This is a genomic window from Gammaproteobacteria bacterium (assembly GCA_022450155.1).
In the GTDB taxonomy this organism is placed as follows: Bacteria; Pseudomonadota; Gammaproteobacteria; order Arenicellales; family UBA868; genus REDSEA-S09-B13.
The window spans coordinates 39,552-57,223 of the sequence record JAKUQR010000002.1; the positions used below are offsets into that span (position 1 = coordinate 39,552).

Below are 17,672 nucleotides of genomic sequence, written 5' to 3' on the forward strand. Positions count from 1 at the left end.
AGTTTCGAGGCACCGGGCCTGCTACCGGTCTAGATAGAAGACCCCAGAATCAGTCCGCTGCGCCTACTGAGGTTTTTGGCCGCGCTATCCACTGCAGTAACATCACCGCGACAACCGTGACACTCGCACCCATCACCTGTTGTGCAGTCAGCCACTGCCCCAGCACAATGACCCCTAGAATCATAGCCCATACGGGAGCGGTGTTATCAATGATGGCTGTCTGCAGGGAACCAACCAAGTCAACTGCCTTGAATAACAACAGCGTGGCTGTAACGTATAAGACTACGCTGCCGCACAACGCCAGCCACCCCACGGGGGACGTCGGCCATGTTAACTCAACGATAAACAGGGACACAAAGCCCACCACAGCCGTTGCACTCAACAACATATAAAGCATCATGATCTTTGCCGGCAGTCTTTCCAGTACCCGTTCGCTAAGCAGCAGTAAAGCTGCCAGGCAGATGGCAGCAATCAGAGCCAGTGCAATACCGTATCTGACATCCCAGCCTGCCAACAGACTATCCGATCCAGTCAAGGCAATGATCAGACCCATGAAGGCCAGCGCTATGACACCCAGACCAAAGTAAGAAAAATCGCTTTGCCCCGAGCGCCAGGTCCAAAGGGCAATCATTATCGGATAAGTATAGAAAACGAGTATAGCCAGAGCGACTGGGATAAAAAGAATTGAGGCCAACAACAGATACATCTCGGCACACAGCAATACGCCGAGTATCAAACAACGATAAATCTCGGCTCGCTTTATAGAAACTTGAGAACCAGACAGCCATACCGCCACTATCAGACACCCTAGAAAAACAGACGCCCGGATTAGATTGAGTGCATGCAGGTTCGTACCAAAGTCATAAGCCAGCTTCGACAATGCGACATTGGACGAGAACGAAACGGCCGACATTAAGGCAGCGGCACTACCTAACCAGAACCGCTGGCGGGTTAATTCAGTATCGCACATGGACTTTTGTCTGTCGTTTTCTCAGCCGGCCACGCACAAAGCAGCAGCTGGCAACAGGCATTTATAGATACTGCGGGTGATTGAGGTCGTGATCAGAATACCTAAGGACGGGTAACCGACCTGATTCTCTTCCACCAGTCCGTACTTTGTTTACGCTTTCCCCGCCTGCTGAGTTGTTCCAGTTTTATCAGCAGTCCCCTGGCCGGCGTCCTGGCGAACCAACGCCATACTCGATTCCACAGGAATCCGAAATCCCTGTTCCAGGGACAGACCCGTAGGCAAATCGCGCAGTCACTGCTCAAATCAGCCCAGAAACTGAAACACTTTTCAGCGTCTGAGGTCCACTTGATCACACCTTGTATTGCTGATCTGTTGGGCTGTACGTCCGACGGTGGCCCGCTGGGCAATGCTTTAACCGGACAGGCATCGACACAACGGGTACAAACATCACAGAACCGGCGTACTCCGAGCAACCGGGGTTGGTCGTGTACCAACGGCAGGTCAGTCAGCACTTTTGAGAATCTGACTCTGGGACCGTACTCCGGCGTGATCACCAGCTGGTTACGGGCATACTCACCGAGACCCGCCTGGAGTGCATAGGGGATCACCAATGCCGAGTCATTCATGGAACCGACCGCTTGCCAGCCCAGATTACGAATATACTGTGACAAGCGAATTACCGTAGCTGCCTCTTCAGAATAGGCATTTCCCGTCGCTGCACCTGCGACTGCCGACGGGTAGGTGTCTACCATAGCCCTATCCATTTCGTGCCCCAATACCACGACTGATGTCAGACCTTCAGGTAAACCGGTATCGTGTTCTTCGAATGTGGTCGAGCTTACCCGGTTGGCATACGTCCAGCGTGGGTCATACGGGGCTATGCCAACGATCCCCGCGCCAAACAGCTTCGCGATATGCTTGATCTCAGCCGTCATAGCGTCACGATCCTCGACCTCGACCCGCTCTGCTGCGACCTGCGCAGTGGGCCGCAGAGGCGCGTTGAAACCTTCCCGAATACCCTGCGACTCTCCACGACTGGAAAATTCGTCTGAAACCGCCCAGGCAGCATTGCGCAGTGCAAAATCTTTCTGAGTAAACCCACCACCACGTCGGAAACTGGGTGTCTTTCGGTAAGAATCAAAAAACGCCATCATCTCCGGACGACGAATTTCGTCATCCCAGAAAGCCCGATTGAACATGTCATTGCGTTGACTGAAACGGGCAAACCTGTCGGTCGTCTGAATGCCCGCCGCAGCATCGCGTCGTTCCCTATCGGCGGCAGTCACCGGCGAGGTGTTAACGTTTGTTCTGTGATTCACCGTAACTCGTGGGTATTTGTGGCAGTAAACTCTGTACTGACTACAGGCCGATAACCGCTCAACTACCGGTCAGTCTGAGTCCTTCAGACCTGATTCTGAAGTACGGTAGAGGTGTACGTCTCGCTGTGGAAACGGAATGCTGATACCAACAGCATCCAACCACAGTTTGACATTTTGTTCAGTTCGAACCGAAGAGGCCAGAAATCGGTTCTACTGGTCCAGCAGCGAAGCGTGAGATTGACTGATGAATCACCCAATCCCGTGACCAGAACTTGGGGATCAGGGTAGGCCAGTACCCGAGTATCTTTAGACAGGTGGGACAACAGCAGATCGAGGGCCTGCTCGACATCGTCTTCATAGGCAATGCCGACTGGTATATCCAGTCGACGGGTCGGATTACGGCTGTTGTTGAGGATATTGCGATTCCACAACTCAGCGTTGGGCACTGAGCGGTAAATGCCGTCGTAGGTGGTCATGTCAGTGGTAAAAATATTTATCGCGTCTACGGTACCGGACACACCACCGGCATCGATGTACTCTCCAACCCGGAAAGGCCGGAGAACCAGCAACATGATACCGGCCGCCATGTTCTGCAACGTGCCCTGAAGAGCAAGGCCGATTGCAAGTCCCGCAGCACCCAGAACCGCAATAATTGAGGTGGTCTGAACGCCAAATTCCGCGAGCACCGCAACAAAGGCGATGACAATGACAAGATAACGGACCGACGACGACAGAAATGGCTTGAGTGTGTCATCGATTCGAGGCACGCGATCCAGGGCACGCCGAACGAGATACTGAGCCCGACCCGCGATCCACCAGCCGACCAGTAGAATAACGAGCGCACCGACCGCATCCAGTGCATAGCTGGCCAACTGGTCAAGCAACGCTTGAATCTGATCCTGATTCATAACCGCTATTCTACGACCAGTCACACTGTGACGGTATGCCCGTTTTTATCCGGATAGCCTGCGCTTAATCCAACTGACTCATCGTTTAACAGAAAAAGCCGACCGGGAGGGACTACAACGGACAGGATTCAAGCTGTTTACGATATCGATCAGCACGTGTAGCGACCTGTTCTGCGACCTTTAACAGCCATTTCTTTTTACGATAGGATTTATTCTGGTAACCGTCATGACCTTCATGGTAGGCAAGGTAGGAAGATCTGGCATCTGACGTGCTTATTCTCAGCGCTGTGTATGACTGCTGGTTATACCAACCGATGAAATCAGCCGCGTCCGCAAAGTCGGTTCGATCAGCGTCAGCGCTGCCAGCATCGCGCTGGTAACGAGCCCAGGTAGAGTCAATTGCCTGGGCATATCCAAATGCCGTACTCGGCCGCTTCCAGGGAATGATCCACAATAATTTCCGCCGTGGAGGCCGAGCGTCCGACCTGAAAGAAGATTCCTGGTAGACGAACGATACTGTTATCTCCGGCGGTACTCCCCAGCGTTCGGCAGTTCGTCTAACAGCCACCTTCCACTGTGGGCGATCCGAAAAAATCTGACAGATATCGTCAATAGATCTGAGCGGAGCCTCTATACACCCAGACAGAACCAACACGGCCAACAAAACAACCCCGATGACTGGCCTGTACACGAATCCGGTCAACAATCGCAGAGGATGCACTGAATCTGAACCCGATACTAAGATGAAATGACTATTCTGATCGCGGTGGGGTTGCCCCCGTTACATGGATTGTTTACCTGGGGGCAATTGGAAATCACAGCAAGCGCGTTCATCTTGGCCTCAAGTTCTACATAGTCGCCTGCCACAGAATTACCCGGGACAAAAACCGTCTGCTCGAGAGTGCGATCTGTGTCGACCGGAACATTACAGAAAAAGTTTATGTTCGGTACGATATCACGTCGATCCATTCCGTAGGGAGCCAGGGCGGCGAGAAAATTTTCCCGGCAACCGGTACAGTTTTCTACCCCATACAAAAGCTGGTTGCTGTGTTGACTGCAGCAACCACCAATCGTGTCGTGTCCACCTACAGTATCGTCGGTGATCGTAAATATCGGCCTCGCCTCGTCAGAATAGAGCGTGTGCCCTGCACTGAGCTTAAGGGTCAGTGCAGCCTTGAGTGTATTGGGGGCATGGTAGCGCTCTGCGTGTTGATCCGCGTTGTAGCACAGAAAATCAACACCCTGGCCACCTTCCAGATCGATGATTCTGAGTCGATGTCCCTGCGGAACAGGTTCACTCCAGTGTCCAGCCGGTGGTACAACATATTCTTTTCGCATTTGATTCTCCCGTTCTGTGTTTTTTTGTACTCCACAAACGCAATCTTAAATCGACTTTGATCCCAGGTTAACAATATCACCATACAGTTACACAATCGGCTTGATCACCTGGCCCGTCACGCCAGATTCGCCGATCGGCTAGAATCGCGGGCGAGTTTTAGTGGCCACTCTGGTCGAACCACATTAAGGATAGCCCGGATGGGGAATCACGTCGTGCCTTCTGCGTGCCGCTGGGATCTTGCTGACAGCCGATGAGCGGCTTGAATTCAAAACAGCCAGGGTCTTCGGCGCGTCGAATCAGATGACTCCCCGACTAAATATTCAACGAAACGGCCGGGCCTGGCTGCTGCTCGGGTTTATGGGCATTCTCTGGGGTTTGTCTTTTTCCCTGGCCAAGATGGCGACCGAAGGTGGTGCCCATCCGATCGGCATCAATTACTGGGTTTGTCTCATCGGTGCCGCTGTCCTGATTAGCGGCAGCTTTATATTGAGGCGCCCACTGCCTCTTCGACGGGATGTCCTGATTGTCTGTACTGTCTGCGGCGTACTGGGTTCTGTTATCCCGGGTACCGCATACTTTTATGCCGCGTCGCGACTCTCTCCCGGCGTTTTATCCATCACAATCGCCACCGTCCCGCTGATGACGTTTCTGGCGGCAGCTGTTCTGGGTGTTGAGCGTGTTTCGACAACGCGGCTGTTGGGTGTGTTCCTGGGGGTCCTGTCCATCGCCCTCCTGATTGGACCGAGTACAAGCCTGCCGGATCGATCAGCCGTACCGTGGGTTCTGCTGGCGGTGAGCTCAGCGCTGTGCTACACCGCTGAAAACCTGTTTGTGGCAATACGTATGCCGGCAGACGTCAACATATACACCATCGTGGGCGGAATGTTTCTAGCAGCCACGATCATCATGACACCGCTGGTCGTAATAACGGGTACTTTTGAACCGCTGCCCTGGCCCTGGGGACGATCCGAGTGGGCGATTCTCGGCATGGCGGCAATCACTGTATCGGCCTACGGTTTGTTTCTCTATCTGATCCGCTATGCCGGACCCGTATTCGCAAGCCAAACAGCTTATGTGGTGACACTCTCAGGCGTGATATGGGGCATTATGATCTTTGACGACGAACATTCACTGTGGGTGTGGTTGTCTCTGGGCGTGATGATGCTCGCACTGGGGCTGGTCACACCGAGAAAAGACAAGTCGCAACTTGCAGCACCTCCGGAACACGTGAACATCCCGTAATCCTGAATACATCTCTCGGCGCGGTGGTGTACTGACACCCCTAGGCTCCAGGTGAGTGCGTCTCGACAATGTCCGGTAAGGTGACCTCGAGCAGCTCCAGGTCTTGCGTGGACTCGACCAGTGTGTAACTGAAGTTGCTGGGCAGCACCATCGAATCGCCCCTGTTGAATTGCTCGATACCCCGGCCCGTGAGTTCCAGTGTGACAGACCCCTTGAGCACAAAGAAAAAAACGAATTCCGCAACGTGACTGCACGGTCCGGCGGTTGGTTTAAGCTGAGGACGGACAACGCGAACGCCGGCCAGACCTGAAGTGGCGGCCCCGATGCCGCTGTCTCGACACTCGAAACCGTCAATTCGCCATTTTGCCCAGCTGGCGGTTTCGGCCTGGTGCCGAACAAAACGCTGACCCATAAATAGCCGTTTACGGTTGACAACAGCTGTTGGCAGATCCATCTCATGATCGGCGATGGTTTCGTGCTCTGCTGGACATCCTATTTCGACAACCTCCATATTGTCTGAACACTCAAGTACGCGATGACGGATCTGTGGTGGTTGCAGTACACAGTCACCGGCACTAAGGATGAATTCACCACCTTGATCCTCATACACCAGCTTTGCCCAGCCCCGACAGCAGAAAATCAATTGAAATCGAATTCTGTGGTAGTGGACATAATCAGGGACCGGGCCAGCGTCGGGAATATGGATATGTGAGGCGATAAAGCGGCCACCTTGTCTATCCGGAATCAGGTCTCGGTAGCGCATTCCCGCTCGACCCACACCCCAGGCGGTACTGGAATCTAGCCGACTGACCACAAGTGACTGGACTACCGGTGGCAACTGTAGAACATTTTCAGCCGCTTCGAGTTCAATCTCAGTGCCGTTGGGTGCCTGCAAGCGCAAATTGCCTTGGGCAAGAGCCGTTGGTGCGCTGCAGTAAAGCCGCAGCGTTGCTGGCTTACTCGTCGCGTGACGATCGAGGCGCAACCGAATTCCGTATCCTGACAATACCGCTACCGTCGGCGCATCGGCGGGAAATATGCGATCAATCTGAAACTGTAGGGTCTCTACAAAAAAAGCCAGAGTCTCGTCTAGATCGGAGCACGCAAGTACCACCTCGGCGGTCTGTATGTTGTTGCTGTCTTTCACCGTTGAACTCAGATTAAGGCTGCACTACAGTTTCACCAGCCCTGTTGCCTGGCAAAAACCAAGAATCCTATAACGAACACCACCAGTACACTGTACGCGACCGCACCGATCAGAAAACGGACGATACGTCTACGCCGACGGCGTGTCTCAACCCGTACAAACGGTCTCTTCTCAAAAGGCGCCACCAGCGGCACATAAGACTCCGCCGTATCCGCATGACCTCTAGAGCGTGAATCGAACCGCGAGTAAACACCATCATCGTATTCATAACACCCATCGAACTGTTCGAGGACATAGGCTGCCGCATCCATGCTCAGACCAGGACAGGCAACCCCAAGTGCCTGCTGGAACTTTTTCCGGTAGACAGACCAGTTCGGATGCATGTTTGCGTAAAGCACAGGCGGAAACTTTTTCAGCTCGGTCTGCAGGTAGGACATACCCAAATCAACGTGATCATCAAACCGACGAGTATCTCTTTTCGACCACCAGGCGACGACTACGATTCCGCTTGCAACCAGGTACCAATACTCAAGTGCTGTGCGACCAATTTCGAGCCACATCGACATGACCTGCTGCCCCGTCTGCGTTGCCTTGAGTTAGCCCATGAGCTGGTTCAAATCAATCTACTTCGGGCAGCAGAAATTGACGTCAATCGCGGTAATCACGCTCCTCCCGATCGAGAACCGCTACCAGTCCGGTAAAGTGGCTGTAAGCAGGGCCATAATAAGTTTCAAGCGCTCGAGCCAGACTTTCTGCCACTTCGTCAGACATCAGTCTCAGTGGCTCGCTCAAAATAGTACAGCCGGTTAAATGTCTGGGCGACGGAATCGCCAATGACCAGGATGCCATGGTTGCTCATGATCATCACCTGACAGGGATTATCAGAAAGCATTTTTGCACATCGTTCTCCCTCATCCGCAAGTGCCAATCCGCCGTAGTCTTCGTCAATGACCACACGATTGAAAAAGGTCGCCGAATTCTGATCAATCGCGGGCAAGCGACTGTCGGCAAGACTTGCCAGCACAGTTGAATAAATCGGGTGCGTATGCATGAGACATTTGATTCAAGGACAAAGACGGTGGATAGAACCGTGTAGACCCCAGGCCGTTGGGTCAGGCGCATCCGGTCTTTCCATGACACCTTCGTCATGAACATTCAACAGCAACAGGTCGCTGGCTCGAATCTGGGAAAAGTGACGCTGGTTCGGATTCAGCAAGAAGTCGGTGCCAGACTCATTGACAGCCAGAGAAAAATGACTTGCCACACCCTCATGCAAATTGAGTCTGGCGGTCCAGCGGAAAGATGCCGCCAGCATGGCGCGCTCGTCCAAGTAAGCGCTAACGTTTGCTTGCTGAGAAATAGATACAGTTGCCATTGTTGGCCGCCCTATGTACTCAATGATACTCCGCGGCATTGTGGCACAGGTCAAAAAAAGGTGCTATTCATACACAATCCCTCAGGGCCAGACATTAGTGGTCTAACGAATCCATCCCGCAGACTTCCGTGTATCATTGCCGCATTGGAACGATCTGGCAGGAGTAGACGAGCGTGAACCTTGAAACAGTGAATTACCAGCACGATGGTAGCGTCGCCATCATCAAACTCAACCGTCCCCAGGCCGGCAATGCCCTGTCTGCTCAACTGGCAAGTGACCTGCTTGCAGCAGCCAGCGGCGCAGCCAAGGATGACAACGTACGGGCTGTGGTGTTTTCTGCAGAGGGAGATTATTTTTGCTTCGGGGGCGACCTTAAAGAGTTCAAAGCATTTGGAGGACAACCCGATAAACTCAAACCCATCGCCGACCAATTGCACCGGGCCATGTCGATTTTCCTGACAATGCCGAAACCCGTGATCGTCGCGGTCAATGGTATGGCTGCGGGCGCAGGCGTGCCGATGTCTCTGGTTGGAGACATCATCATTGTCGATGAAACAGCGCGATTTCGACTGGCCTATACGGCTGCCGGCTTGAGCCCTGATGGTGGGTCGACGTGGCTGTTACCGCGACTGATCGGTTTTCGCCGTACACAGGAACTGATATTTGAGAACCGCGAATTATCTGCACAGGAGGCCGTGGAGTGGGGACTCGCCACGCGTACCGCTAACCAGGGCACTGCTCTGGACACTGCAATCAAACAGGCTCAGTCGATGGCCAGCGGACCGACCATGGCGTTTGCTTCCGCAAAAAAGATGCTCGAGACAACCTTCGCTAACGATTTTGTCGCACAGACAGACATCGAAACACAGGAGATCTCAGCAAACATGGCCGGTCATGACGGGAAAGAAGGTATCGATGCTTTCATCAACAAACGCAAGCCCAATTTCAAGGGAGTACGCTGAGCAACACCTGGGTTGAATGCTGATGGGGAAAGACGAGCACAAGATCGACCCCCGACTTGCCCGAAATTATGCCGATCTGGCTACGGACGATCAGCGAGTCGTCTACCGGCAGTGGGCAGATTCATACGATGAGGAACTGATCGAAGAATTCGGCTACATCGCACCTCAGGAGGCGGTCAACGCCTTCGTCCGCAGGGTCCCTGACCGCAAAGCGCCTGTTCTGGATATGGGTTGTGGTACCGGACTGGCAGGGAAACTGCTCGACCAGGCGGGCTATGAACACATCGACGGTATTGACCTGTCACCGGAGATGCTCGAAAAAGCGGCCGCACTAAACGTTTACCGTCACCTTTGGGAAGGTGATCTCACCGCTGTCATTGATGTACAGCCGATATACCAGGCAGTGATCTGCGTGGGCGTTTTCTCTCACAAACCAGATCAACCGTTTCTGATACCCAAATTGTTGGATTGGCTTCTGCCTGGCGGTCTTGTAATCGCCACAGTTAATGGTAAAGGGTGGCGGGATATCGGCTGGGTCGAGTTATTAGAAGAAAGTCAGCGTCAACACGACTTCAATCTTGAGTCCGTTGACGATATTGGTTATCTCGTAAAACAGGGCATAGATGGAAAACTGCTGACGATCAGACCCTGATCCTGCCAATGGCGTCTCGCCGGCGGATCTAAGGCGTCAGACCTTCACGCAACGTAACCTGTTATTCAGGCAAAGTCACAAATCATCTTCCACAGTTCATCGACATGGCGCTGCTCGGTTCGTGTCTGGCCGATCGAGACACGCACGAAAGTCTGATCATTGATGCGCGAAGTCGTGATCATCGCCCTGCCAGAAACATTGATCGCGTCAGCAATGCCTTGAGTAGCTGTGTCACCGTCAACATGGCTGAAACTGACCAGTGCGAAATCTGTTGGTGCAACCAGCCTGAAACGATCATCATCCTCTAACCACTGTGTCAGTTCTTTTGCCATACGGATATGCTCGCGAATGTGATGACGGAGTCCTTCTGTGCCATAGCTGCGCAGTACCCACCACAGTTTGAGTGCTCGAAACCGGCGTCCCAGGGGCACGTGCCAGTCACGATAGTCGACAACCTGCCCGGAATCAGATGCTTCATTTCGAAGATAGGGCGGCAGGATACTCAACGTATCCAGTAAGGGCCTGCGATCTGCGACCCAGAACACGTTGCAGTCGAAATTCGTAAACAGCCACTTATGGGGGTTGAAGGTGTAACTGTCTACGTTCTTGAGTGTGCCCTGGTGGAAACGGTGTTCTGAACAGATCATGGCATTACCTGCCCAGGCTGCGTCCACGTGGTGCCACATTCCGTAACGCCTGGCCAGCTCTCCAATCGCATCTATGGGATCGACCGCGCCCGTGCCCGTTGTTCCCAGGGTAGACACTACACAAACAGGCGTTAAGCCCGAGGTAACATCTTTTTCTATCACCTGCGCCAGTGCGGTTGGGTTGAGGGCAAAATTCTTGTCGACATCAACCAGCCTGACATGTTTATACCCGGCCACCCGGGCACCCTTTTGGATTGATGAATGGGCCTGAGTTGAGGCGTAAACCACCAGTCGGTCGACGGGCACATCCTGGCGCTCTCGGGCTACCACCAGTGCGGTATGTGTCGAATCCGAAGCGGACATTTGGATCACGCCACCGCCGGGGCCTGACATCTTCCAGCTTTGGGGTAAAGCCATGAGATCAACCAGCCAGTCCAGCACAGCAGACTCGATTTCTGTGGCCGCTGGGCTGGTCGACCAAAGCATTCCCTGAACAGCCAGGCCCGCTGCAGCCAGTTCACCAAGGACTGCTGGCGGAGAAGAGTTCGCGGGGAAATAAGCAAACCAGTTCGGCGACTGCCAGTGTGTCACGCCCGGCATCACGACTTTGTCCAGATCTTCCAGCAGTGCTTTGAAGGCTTCGGGCTGTTCCGGTGCTGTACCCGGCAGCTTTTTTCGAATGGCGCCCGGTTCGACTGTTGACATCACTGGGTACTGCTCGACGTTCTCCATGTAGCGGGCGATCCAATCAATCAGCGCATGACCATTGGCTCGAAACTCTTCTGCTGACATGTGATAGCTGGTCATGAAATCTCTCCCGGATCTGGTTGCAAGCAATAAAAAATAGCTTCGTCGATTGTTCGGACAGAAGACTTAAACAACAAAAACGGTTTGTAGATACGGCTACACCGAATTGATGTCTCCATAATAAATTGTGTCTATAGAGGGTTGTTGGGATTGTGAGCGCCGATTATGAGGTGAGATCCCTAGGATGTGCCAGGCCTGTCGTTGGATATATCTCCGGGTGACCCTGAAATGTATTCGCCAGTCTCGCCCTGTGTCCCGTCGTTTATGGCTTGCTATTCCGGCCGCGGTTGTTGATCTTCTCCGAGAAACCCCAGCACTCTTTTCTTCGCCTTACTCGGGGCAGACACGCTACTATATTGTTCTCGATTCGCTGGCCCTGACTGCCAGCAGGCGGAAAACACCAACATGCAGACCAACCAACGTAGAGTCACCTATTCCTGGGCCATGTACGACTGGGCCAATTCGGCCTTTGCAACCACAGTCATGGCCGGATTCTTCCCTTTGTTTTTCAAACAATACTGGAGTCAGGGTGTTGAGGTGACTCACAGCACCTATTACCTGGGTGTCAGCAACTCTGTAGCCAGTCTGATCATCGTGATCCTCGCTCCCATACTGGGGGCAATGGCTGATACCGGCGGCTTACGTAAACGCATGCTGGCGTCTTTTGCCTGTCTGGGGGTCCTCGCAACAGGATCTTTGTACCTGGTGGAGGCGGGTATGTGGCCGTTTGCCATTCTGCTCTACGTGATCGCAGTGGTTGGTTTTTCGGGGGCGAATATCTTTTACGATGCTATGCTGGTGATCGTCTCTCCCCGAGATGCCCGTCATCGAGTCTCGGCTCTGGGATTTGCGCTCGGTTACCTTGGGGGTGGGTTGTTGTTCCTAGTGAATGTTCTGATGACGCTCAAACCGGCCTTGTTCGGTTTAGCCGATGCCGCAGAAGGTGTGCGCTGGTCTTTTGTCACCGTTGCAGTCTGGTGGGCAGTGTTTTCCGTCCCGCTTTTTGTCGGGGTTGAAGAACCAGTACCCCCGTCAGGTCGACGCGGTGTTGATCTGGCCGGTACGTTCGATGCGCTGAAGCAGACCGCTTCAAATCTACGTCAGTATCGGGTTGCCTGGCTGTTTTTGCTGGCCTACTGGCTGTATATCGACGGCGTTGACACCATCGTGCGCATGGCAGTCGATTACGGACTCTCCATCGGCTTGCCGTCGGAAAGTCTGATTATCGCCTTGCTCATGGTCCAATTTATCGGCTTTCCGGCTGCCCTGGTGTTTGGCCGACTGGGTGAACGCTACGGTCCCCGACGCGGAATCTGGATTGCAATCTGGGTCTATGTCGGTGTTACGGTCTATGCGTATTACATGGATTCAGCTGTAGAAATGTACATTCTTGCGGGAGTCATCGGTCTTGTTCAAGGCGGCATCCAGGCGCTGAGTCGGTCAATGTTCAGCGAACTCATCCCCGCGGAAAAAAATGCGGAATTCTTTGGTTTTTATAACGTTGTCGGCAAAGCTGCCGCCGTATTTGGACCGTTTCTGATGGGCTGGGTGACCCTTGTCAGTGGTAATTCGCGAACCGGCATGCTTTCAATCCTGGTGCTTTTCTTTGCTGGGATGATCGTCTTTCGCAAAGTCGGCAAAGCAGAGCTCGATCAAGACGGCTGATGCCACTGCCCTCGGGTCAACAGAACACTTTTCAGCTTTGCCGGATAGTCGGTCATCAGGCCATCAATGCCAAGATCGAGTAGTCGGTGCATCTCGTCGACATTATTGACGGTCCACACGTGCACCGGTATGCCCCGGGCATGCATCGTCTGCACAAAACGATGGTCCACAACCAGGATTCTGTTCCACCACACGGGCACCTGGGCACAGGCCGCACCGCCGCCCCGCCAGGGCAGACCCAGACTGGCAAAACGCGCATAGGTCGTTTCAGCACGCGCCATCGAGGTGCACACACGCGGCAGAGATTCCCGTACCCAGCGCAAGCGCCTGCCGTAGAAGGAACCTATACACACCCGATGCCCGGCATCCATGTGACGAATGACGTCGATGAGCGACCCAACCGCGGCGTCTGATTTGGGGTCGATATTGAATCGGGTGTCGGGGAATGCCTCTAGGAGAGTTTCCAGCCGTGGGATTTGCTCTGTTTCTCCGATCCGCGCTTGCCTGATCGTCGCGTAATCCGTCTGTGCGATAAGGCCCTGCCGATCAGTCACCCGATCGAGCCGATCGTCATGAAACGCCAGGAGCACACCGTCCTTGCTGCAGTGGACATCCGTTTCCAGGTAGCAGAAACCCTGTTGGACGGCACCTTCGAATGCGCTCAGGGTGTTTTCAGGTCCGGCCTGGTGATCTCCCCGGTGGGCAAAAGCCAGAATACCCTCATGTTCCAGAAATGCGTGTTCAGACACTGTGGTGTTTTGGCATCATGACCGTTTATGACGCAGCTTTGACGCCACGAAATCTCTGTGCGGGATGTGGAGCAATCGCTGAATCTTACGCATCAAATGGACTTCATGATCGTCGAGACGCCGGTCAGCGTAGACCACCTGCCACATTCGATCGACCAGTAGGGTCCGCTCTTCGAGCGTCCAGTTGCGATTGATCAACCGAGTAAACCCATGCAGGTCGGTAGCATCTTTCACCTGGGACTGGGCCAGCGCAAGAAGTTCGTCGGCCTCAGTTTTTGTGAGTTCGAACTGTTCACTGACTAACTTCTGGATCAGCGTCTGTTCCTCTTGACCCAGGTCGTAATCCGCCATCGCGGTTTCATACATAAGGGCGGCCGCAGCGAGGCGCAGTTCGTGCTCAGTATCCTCGACGGCTTCGTTGCCCTCAATATGTTCTGAGAAAAACTGCCGGATTGCGTCAATCATGAGTGGATTTTGTCAAAACGTAGTCATGCACGCTTCGATCATTTCTGATCGGCTTTGCTGGATAGCCGGGCTGCCATCAGACAAAGTATTTCCCACATCATCTGTGCCCCATTCAAAGCAGTGGTGTTCGCCGAATCGAATGGCGGTGAAACTTCAACCAGGTCACCTCCGACAATGTCGATACCCGTCAGCCCCCGCAGCATCTGCTGAGCTTCGAAGCTGGTGAACCCACCGACTTCTGGCGTACCAGTGCCAGGGGCGTAAACCGGATCCATTCCGTCGACATCGAAACTCACATAAACCGGACCATCGGAGACCACCTCCAAAGCTTTCTCGATAACCGCTTCAATACCCATGGCGTAGAGCTCTTCGATATGGATAACCGTCATGCCTGAGTCGTAGCTGAATCCCCATAGTGGCTCGGCTGGTCCACGTATGCCAATCTGAATTGTTCGCTGTGGATCCAGGGCACCGTCTTCTACTGCGACTCTGAAAGGCCCACCGTGGTGATGCTTGTGACCAAACAGCTCCGGTCCGGTGTCGCAGTGCGCGTCGAAATGAATCATCCCTACGGGCTCGCCCAGTTGCCTGGAAATCGCTTTAAGTATGGGCAGACTGATACAGTGATCGCCACCGGCCGACAGCGGCATAATTCTGCTCTGGACTACCTTACTGTAGAAAGCCTCAATGTCTTCAATGGCTCGGTCAAGTACATAAACCCCTTCGATCGGCACATCACCCAGGTCAGCAACCTGGGCCGCATCATAAGGTTTGACCCCGGTCTGATGATTGATTCTGCCCATCAGTGTTGACTGTTCACGCAGTGCCCTTGGACCGTGGCGAGCACCAGGGCGATTTGTGACGCCTCCGTCGAAAGGCACTCCAATAAGACCGATATCCGTACCCGCCCATTCGGATTCCAGCTCACGTAGAGGCTGACGCATGAAAGTAGCGACGCCGGTGTATCTCGGGCGGTACACTTCTCCCCACGCCGCCAAGCGTTCCTCTGGAACACCACTCATCTGTTCAGGTTTATCGCTCAATCTGCCATTCTCCAACTCACCAACAACACGTTGACCCTAACCATACAAAAAAAGACCCTCGGTGAAAAGTATTACGGCATTGCAACTGACAGGCTCATCTACCATAACCCAGTCAACACCGGTGTTGTTCAAGGTCGTTGTCACCGGTAGCGAATGTACCGGAAAAACGACGCTGGCGCAGGCACTGGCAGAGCGTTTTGAAACGGCTTTCTCCACCGAGGGTGCCCGGGACTACCTGAATAAAGTGCAACGACCACTGTCTTTTGCAGATGTAGAGCCGATCGCACATCACCAGGTGTCACTTGAAGGACAAGCATTAGAACGAGCCGGAAATCTGGCTATCCTGGACACCGATCTGGTGTCGACGGTGATCTACAGCCGCCATTATTACGGCAGATGTAAGACCTGGATCACTGAAATGGCGGAATCACGGATGGCAGACCTTTACCTGGTGTGTGATATTGACGTACCTTGGACTGAAGATGGACCGCAACGCGATCAAGGTGAACCGGAACAGCGCCTGCAACTGCATCAGACCTTTATCAGCGAACTCGACCGTATTCAGGCTCGATATGAGATCCTGTCGGGTGGAGCAGATACACGACTTGAGCGTGCCACAACGATAATAGAGGCTCATTTATGATTCACACCTATGCAACGCTATCCCGTCCTAGATCAATCACTCCGCTCGGATTACTGTGGCGAATTGCTTGTGGGTATGGTCTGAACAGGTGGCAATTCGACGGTTTGATCATTAATAAACTGAAGACGGTTAGCGTTGTGGTCACCACGCTGGTTTTATTAAACAATGTCGCCATTGCAGGGTGCCCGAAAAACCTGGATTTCACTAAACGATTTCTGGCCAGCGAGCACAGTGTGCATCTATGCCAGGCCTACGCAGGCAAAGTGTTGTTGGTGGTCAACACTGCCAGTTTTTGCGGCTTTACCAAACAATATCGCGGTCTTGAAGCTTTGTATCAACAGTATCGCGAAGCTGGTCTGGTCGTGCTCGGTTTCCCCTCAAATGATTTCTTCCAGGAACCTCGATCTGAAGACAAAGTGAGGGAATTCTGTTCACTCACTTACAATGTGAAGTTCCCGATGTTTGAAAAAACCCGCGTCGCGAAGCGCCATGCCGATCCGTTCTACCGGGCACTGGCGAATCAGTCAGGACACTACCCGAGGTGGAACTTTCACAAATACCTGCTCGACCGACAGGGTAATGTCGTCGCCAGCTATGGCAGTTCTGTACGACCTGATGACAAATTACTGATCTCAACGATCGAATCGCACCTGTAGCCACTCTTCTCTACAACGCCCCGGAACACCTCGCCCAAAACCATCATTAAAGGAGACTGTTTATGGGTCGTGCGGTATTCACCGACCTTGATGGCACTTTGCTCGGATCGGACCAAAAACTCAGTCCGGCCAACCATGAAGTGCTGGAGGCACTCGGCCAGCACGGCATCCTACGCGTGGTAGTCACGGGCCGATCTCTTTTTTCCTGCCGGCGTGTTCTCGACAGGTCATTTCCAATTGATCTCCTGGTCACCTCATCGGGAGCTGGAATATTTTCATTCCCAAGATTTGAATTACTGTTTGACCAGGCGCTCACTGAAACTGAAGTCAGTGAGTCCATCGAGGTGCTAAACGCACTGAAACTCGACTTCATGGTGCACGATCCGGTGCCTGACAACCACCGCTTTCGCTGGTACCAGTACACAACCCACAACCCGGATTTCGCCCACCGCCTGACCTTGTACCAAGGCCATCACCGACCCATCGAAGCACTCGACAAATTTAGCAGGGCCTCAACCCAACTGGTGGCCATCAGTCTGCCCGAAGATAACGGCTGCGCTCTGGCGGATCTCAAGCAGAAACTCTCCTGGCTGACTGTTGTCCGAACCACCTCTCCGCTGGACCACCAGTCGACTTGGTACGAGATCTTTCCACGCAACGTCTCAAAATCTTCGGCGGCGGCGTGGGTCTGCAGTGAATTTAACCTGGATTCAAACAAAGTCTTTGCTGTCGGCAATGACTACAACGATCTCGATCTGTTGCGCTGGTGTACCCGGTCTCGTGTCGTGGCCAATGCACCAACTGAACTCACTTCCGAGTTCGAGGTCGTTGCAAGCCATGATGATGATGGCTTTGCCCAGGCCGTTGTCGAGTGGTTGAACAGTTTATAGATTGCTTTTTGTATCGGTCATTAACAGGGGCGCCCTACCGTAGTAAGATGACCAAATTATGGACAACTGTAGGATCCGGGAGATTCAGATGAAACGAGTGCTCAAGTCTACGGTTCTTTTTTTTCATCTTGACGGGTATATCCTGGCAAGCAGGCGCATTCAATGAGACCGATCTACAAAAACTGAAGTCATC

General features: G+C 53.3%; 18 protein-coding genes and 1 pseudogene. 7 read left to right on the forward strand and 12 right to left on the reverse strand.

The genetic code is table 11. The annotated features are described in order from the left end of the window. Positions 1 to 49 precede the first annotated feature (49 nt). The 5 genes from MK323_01080 to MK323_01100 all read right to left on the reverse strand — a co-directional run bounded on the left by MK323_01080 (position 50) and on the right by MK323_01100 (position 4,535). Positions 50 to 970, reverse strand: a complete 921-nt coding sequence (locus MK323_01080) for a DMT family transporter (GenBank protein MCH2480762.1) — start codon at positions 968 to 970, stop codon at positions 50 to 52. 101 nt (positions 971 to 1,071) lie between these two features. Beyond that, entirely contained in the window at positions 1,072 to 2,289 is a 1,218-nt protein-coding gene (locus MK323_01085; protein MCH2480763.1) for a 4Fe-4S dicluster domain-containing protein, read from the reverse strand. Positions 2,290 to 2,372: 83 nt separating this feature from the next. Next, entirely contained in the window at positions 2,373 to 3,197 is an 825-nt protein-coding gene (locus tag MK323_01090; protein ID MCH2480764.1) for a mechanosensitive ion channel, read from the reverse strand. 112 nt (positions 3,198 to 3,309) lie between these two features. Next, a complete protein-coding gene (locus MK323_01095; protein MCH2480765.1) occupies positions 3,310 to 3,852 on the reverse strand; it encodes a lytic transglycosylase in 543 nt (180 codons plus the stop codon). Positions 3,853 to 3,935: 83 nt separating this feature from the next. Then, the gene (locus MK323_01100; GenBank protein MCH2480766.1) at positions 3,936 to 4,535 is read right to left on the reverse strand and encodes a DUF1989 domain-containing protein; all 600 of its coding nucleotides are present in this window, start codon (positions 4,533 to 4,535) and stop codon (positions 3,936 to 3,938) included. A gap of 301 nt (positions 4,536 to 4,836) precedes the next feature. On the opposite strand from MK323_01100, the gene MK323_01105 reads away from it, so the two are divergent. Then, the gene (locus MK323_01105) at positions 4,837 to 5,778 is read left to right on the forward strand and encodes a DMT family transporter (GenBank protein MCH2480767.1); all 942 of its coding nucleotides are present in this window, start codon (positions 4,837 to 4,839) and stop codon (positions 5,776 to 5,778) included. 40 nt (positions 5,779 to 5,818) lie between these two features. Here the strand turns inward: MK323_01105 and MK323_01110 are convergent, their stop codons facing one another. The 3 genes and pseudogenes from MK323_01110 to MK323_01120 all read right to left on the reverse strand — a co-directional run bounded on the left by MK323_01110 (position 5,819) and on the right by MK323_01120 (position 8,240). After that, the gene (locus tag MK323_01110; protein ID MCH2480768.1) at positions 5,819 to 6,925 is read right to left on the reverse strand and encodes a cupin; all 1,107 of its coding nucleotides are present in this window, start codon (positions 6,923 to 6,925) and stop codon (positions 5,819 to 5,821) included. A gap of 32 nt (positions 6,926 to 6,957) precedes the next feature. Further along, positions 6,958 to 7,491 (reverse strand): hypothetical protein, encoded by a 534-nt coding sequence (locus MK323_01115; protein MCH2480769.1) that lies wholly within the window; start codon positions 7,489 to 7,491, stop codon positions 6,958 to 6,960. An 82-nt stretch (positions 7,492 to 7,573) separates the two neighbouring features. Beyond that, positions 7,574 to 8,240: pseudogene (locus tag MK323_01120) on the reverse strand (class II aldolase/adducin family protein). Positions 8,241 to 8,473: 233 nt separating this feature from the next. On the opposite strand from MK323_01120, the gene MK323_01125 reads away from it, so the two are divergent. Both MK323_01125 and MK323_01130 read left to right on the forward strand, forming a co-directional pair. Next, entirely contained in the window at positions 8,474 to 9,262 is a 789-nt protein-coding gene (locus MK323_01125; GenBank protein ID MCH2480770.1) for an enoyl-CoA hydratase/isomerase family protein, read from the forward strand. Between the two features lie 16 nt (positions 9,263 to 9,278). Further along, on the forward strand, positions 9,279 to 9,914 hold the full coding sequence (locus MK323_01130) for a class I SAM-dependent methyltransferase (protein ID MCH2480771.1): 636 nt from the start codon (positions 9,279 to 9,281) through the stop codon (positions 9,912 to 9,914). 65 nt (positions 9,915 to 9,979) lie between these two features. Here the strand turns inward: MK323_01130 and MK323_01135 are convergent, their stop codons facing one another. Beyond that, a complete protein-coding gene (locus MK323_01135) occupies positions 9,980 to 11,368 on the reverse strand; it encodes an aminotransferase class V-fold PLP-dependent enzyme (GenBank protein ID MCH2480772.1) in 1,389 nt (462 codons plus the stop codon). 405 nt (positions 11,369 to 11,773) lie between these two features. Between MK323_01135 and MK323_01140 the strand changes: the two genes are divergently transcribed. Next, on the forward strand, positions 11,774 to 13,033 hold the full coding sequence (locus MK323_01140; protein MCH2480773.1) for an MFS transporter: 1,260 nt from the start codon (positions 11,774 to 11,776) through the stop codon (positions 13,031 to 13,033). Here the strand turns inward: MK323_01140 and MK323_01145 are convergent. From MK323_01145 to speB, 3 genes are read right to left on the reverse strand one after another with little or no spacing between them, the layout of a single operon-like run. After that, complete coding sequence (locus MK323_01145) at positions 13,021 to 13,782, reverse strand: glycerophosphodiester phosphodiesterase (protein MCH2480774.1); 762 nt, start codon at positions 13,780 to 13,782, stop codon at positions 13,021 to 13,023. The two genes, MK323_01140 and MK323_01145, sit on opposite strands and share 13 nt — an antisense overlap. A 15-nt stretch (positions 13,783 to 13,797) precedes the next feature. Continuing rightward, positions 13,798 to 14,247, reverse strand: coding sequence for a TerB family tellurite resistance protein (locus MK323_01150; protein MCH2480775.1), 450 nt, complete (start codon positions 14,245 to 14,247; stop codon positions 13,798 to 13,800). A gap of 38 nt (positions 14,248 to 14,285) precedes the next feature. Beyond that, positions 14,286 to 15,290, reverse strand: coding sequence for an agmatinase (speB, locus tag MK323_01155; GenBank protein MCH2480776.1), 1,005 nt, complete (start codon positions 15,288 to 15,290; stop codon positions 14,286 to 14,288). Positions 15,291 to 15,351: 61 nt separating this feature from the next. On the opposite strand from speB, the gene MK323_01160 reads away from it, so the two are divergent. From MK323_01160 to MK323_01170, 3 genes are all read left to right on the forward strand, one after another. Further along, positions 15,352 to 15,933, forward strand: coding sequence for an ATP-binding protein (locus tag MK323_01160; GenBank protein ID MCH2480777.1), 582 nt, complete (start codon positions 15,352 to 15,354; stop codon positions 15,931 to 15,933). Next, positions 15,930 to 16,589, forward strand: a complete 660-nt coding sequence (locus MK323_01165; GenBank protein ID MCH2480778.1) for a glutathione peroxidase — start codon at positions 15,930 to 15,932, stop codon at positions 16,587 to 16,589. The genes MK323_01160 and MK323_01165 overlap by 4 nt, the downstream gene beginning before the upstream one ends. 62 nt (positions 16,590 to 16,651) lie before the next feature. Then, on the forward strand, positions 16,652 to 17,479 hold the full coding sequence (locus tag MK323_01170; protein ID MCH2480779.1) for a Cof-type HAD-IIB family hydrolase: 828 nt from the start codon (positions 16,652 to 16,654) through the stop codon (positions 17,477 to 17,479). The last annotated feature ends 193 nt before the right edge of the window (positions 17,480 to 17,672 follow it).

Excerpts from the sequence above, each read along its gene's own strand:
- MK323_01115 (MCH2480769.1), bottom strand. The coding sequence starts at position 7,491 with ATGTCGATGTGGCTCGAAATTGGTCGCACAGCACTTGAGTATTGGTAC.
- MK323_01170 (MCH2480779.1), top strand. The coding sequence starts at position 16,652 with ATGGGTCGTGCGGTATTCACCGACCTTGATGGCACTTTGCTCGGATCG.
- MK323_01135 (MCH2480772.1), bottom strand. The coding sequence starts at position 11,368 with ATGACCAGCTATCACATGTCAGCAGAAGAGTTTCGAGCCAATGGTCAT.
- MK323_01080 (MCH2480762.1), bottom strand. The coding sequence starts at position 970 with ATGTGCGATACTGAATTAACCCGCCAGCGGTTCTGGTTAGGTAGTGCC.
- MK323_01165 (MCH2480778.1), top strand. The coding sequence starts at position 15,930 with ATGATTCACACCTATGCAACGCTATCCCGTCCTAGATCAATCACTCCG.
- MK323_01130 (MCH2480771.1), top strand. The coding sequence starts at position 9,279 with ATGCTGATGGGGAAAGACGAGCACAAGATCGACCCCCGACTTGCCCGA.
- MK323_01090 (MCH2480764.1), bottom strand. The coding sequence starts at position 3,197 with ATGAATCAGGATCAGATTCAAGCGTTGCTTGACCAGTTGGCCAGCTAT.
- MK323_01150 (MCH2480775.1), bottom strand. The coding sequence starts at position 14,247 with ATGATTGACGCAATCCGGCAGTTTTTCTCAGAACATATTGAGGGCAAC.
- MK323_01105 (MCH2480767.1), top strand. The coding sequence starts at position 4,837 with ATGACTCCCCGACTAAATATTCAACGAAACGGCCGGGCCTGGCTGCTG.
- MK323_01140 (MCH2480773.1), top strand. The coding sequence starts at position 11,774 with ATGCAGACCAACCAACGTAGAGTCACCTATTCCTGGGCCATGTACGAC.
- MK323_01100 (MCH2480766.1), bottom strand. The coding sequence starts at position 4,535 with ATGCGAAAAGAATATGTTGTACCACCGGCTGGACACTGGAGTGAACCT.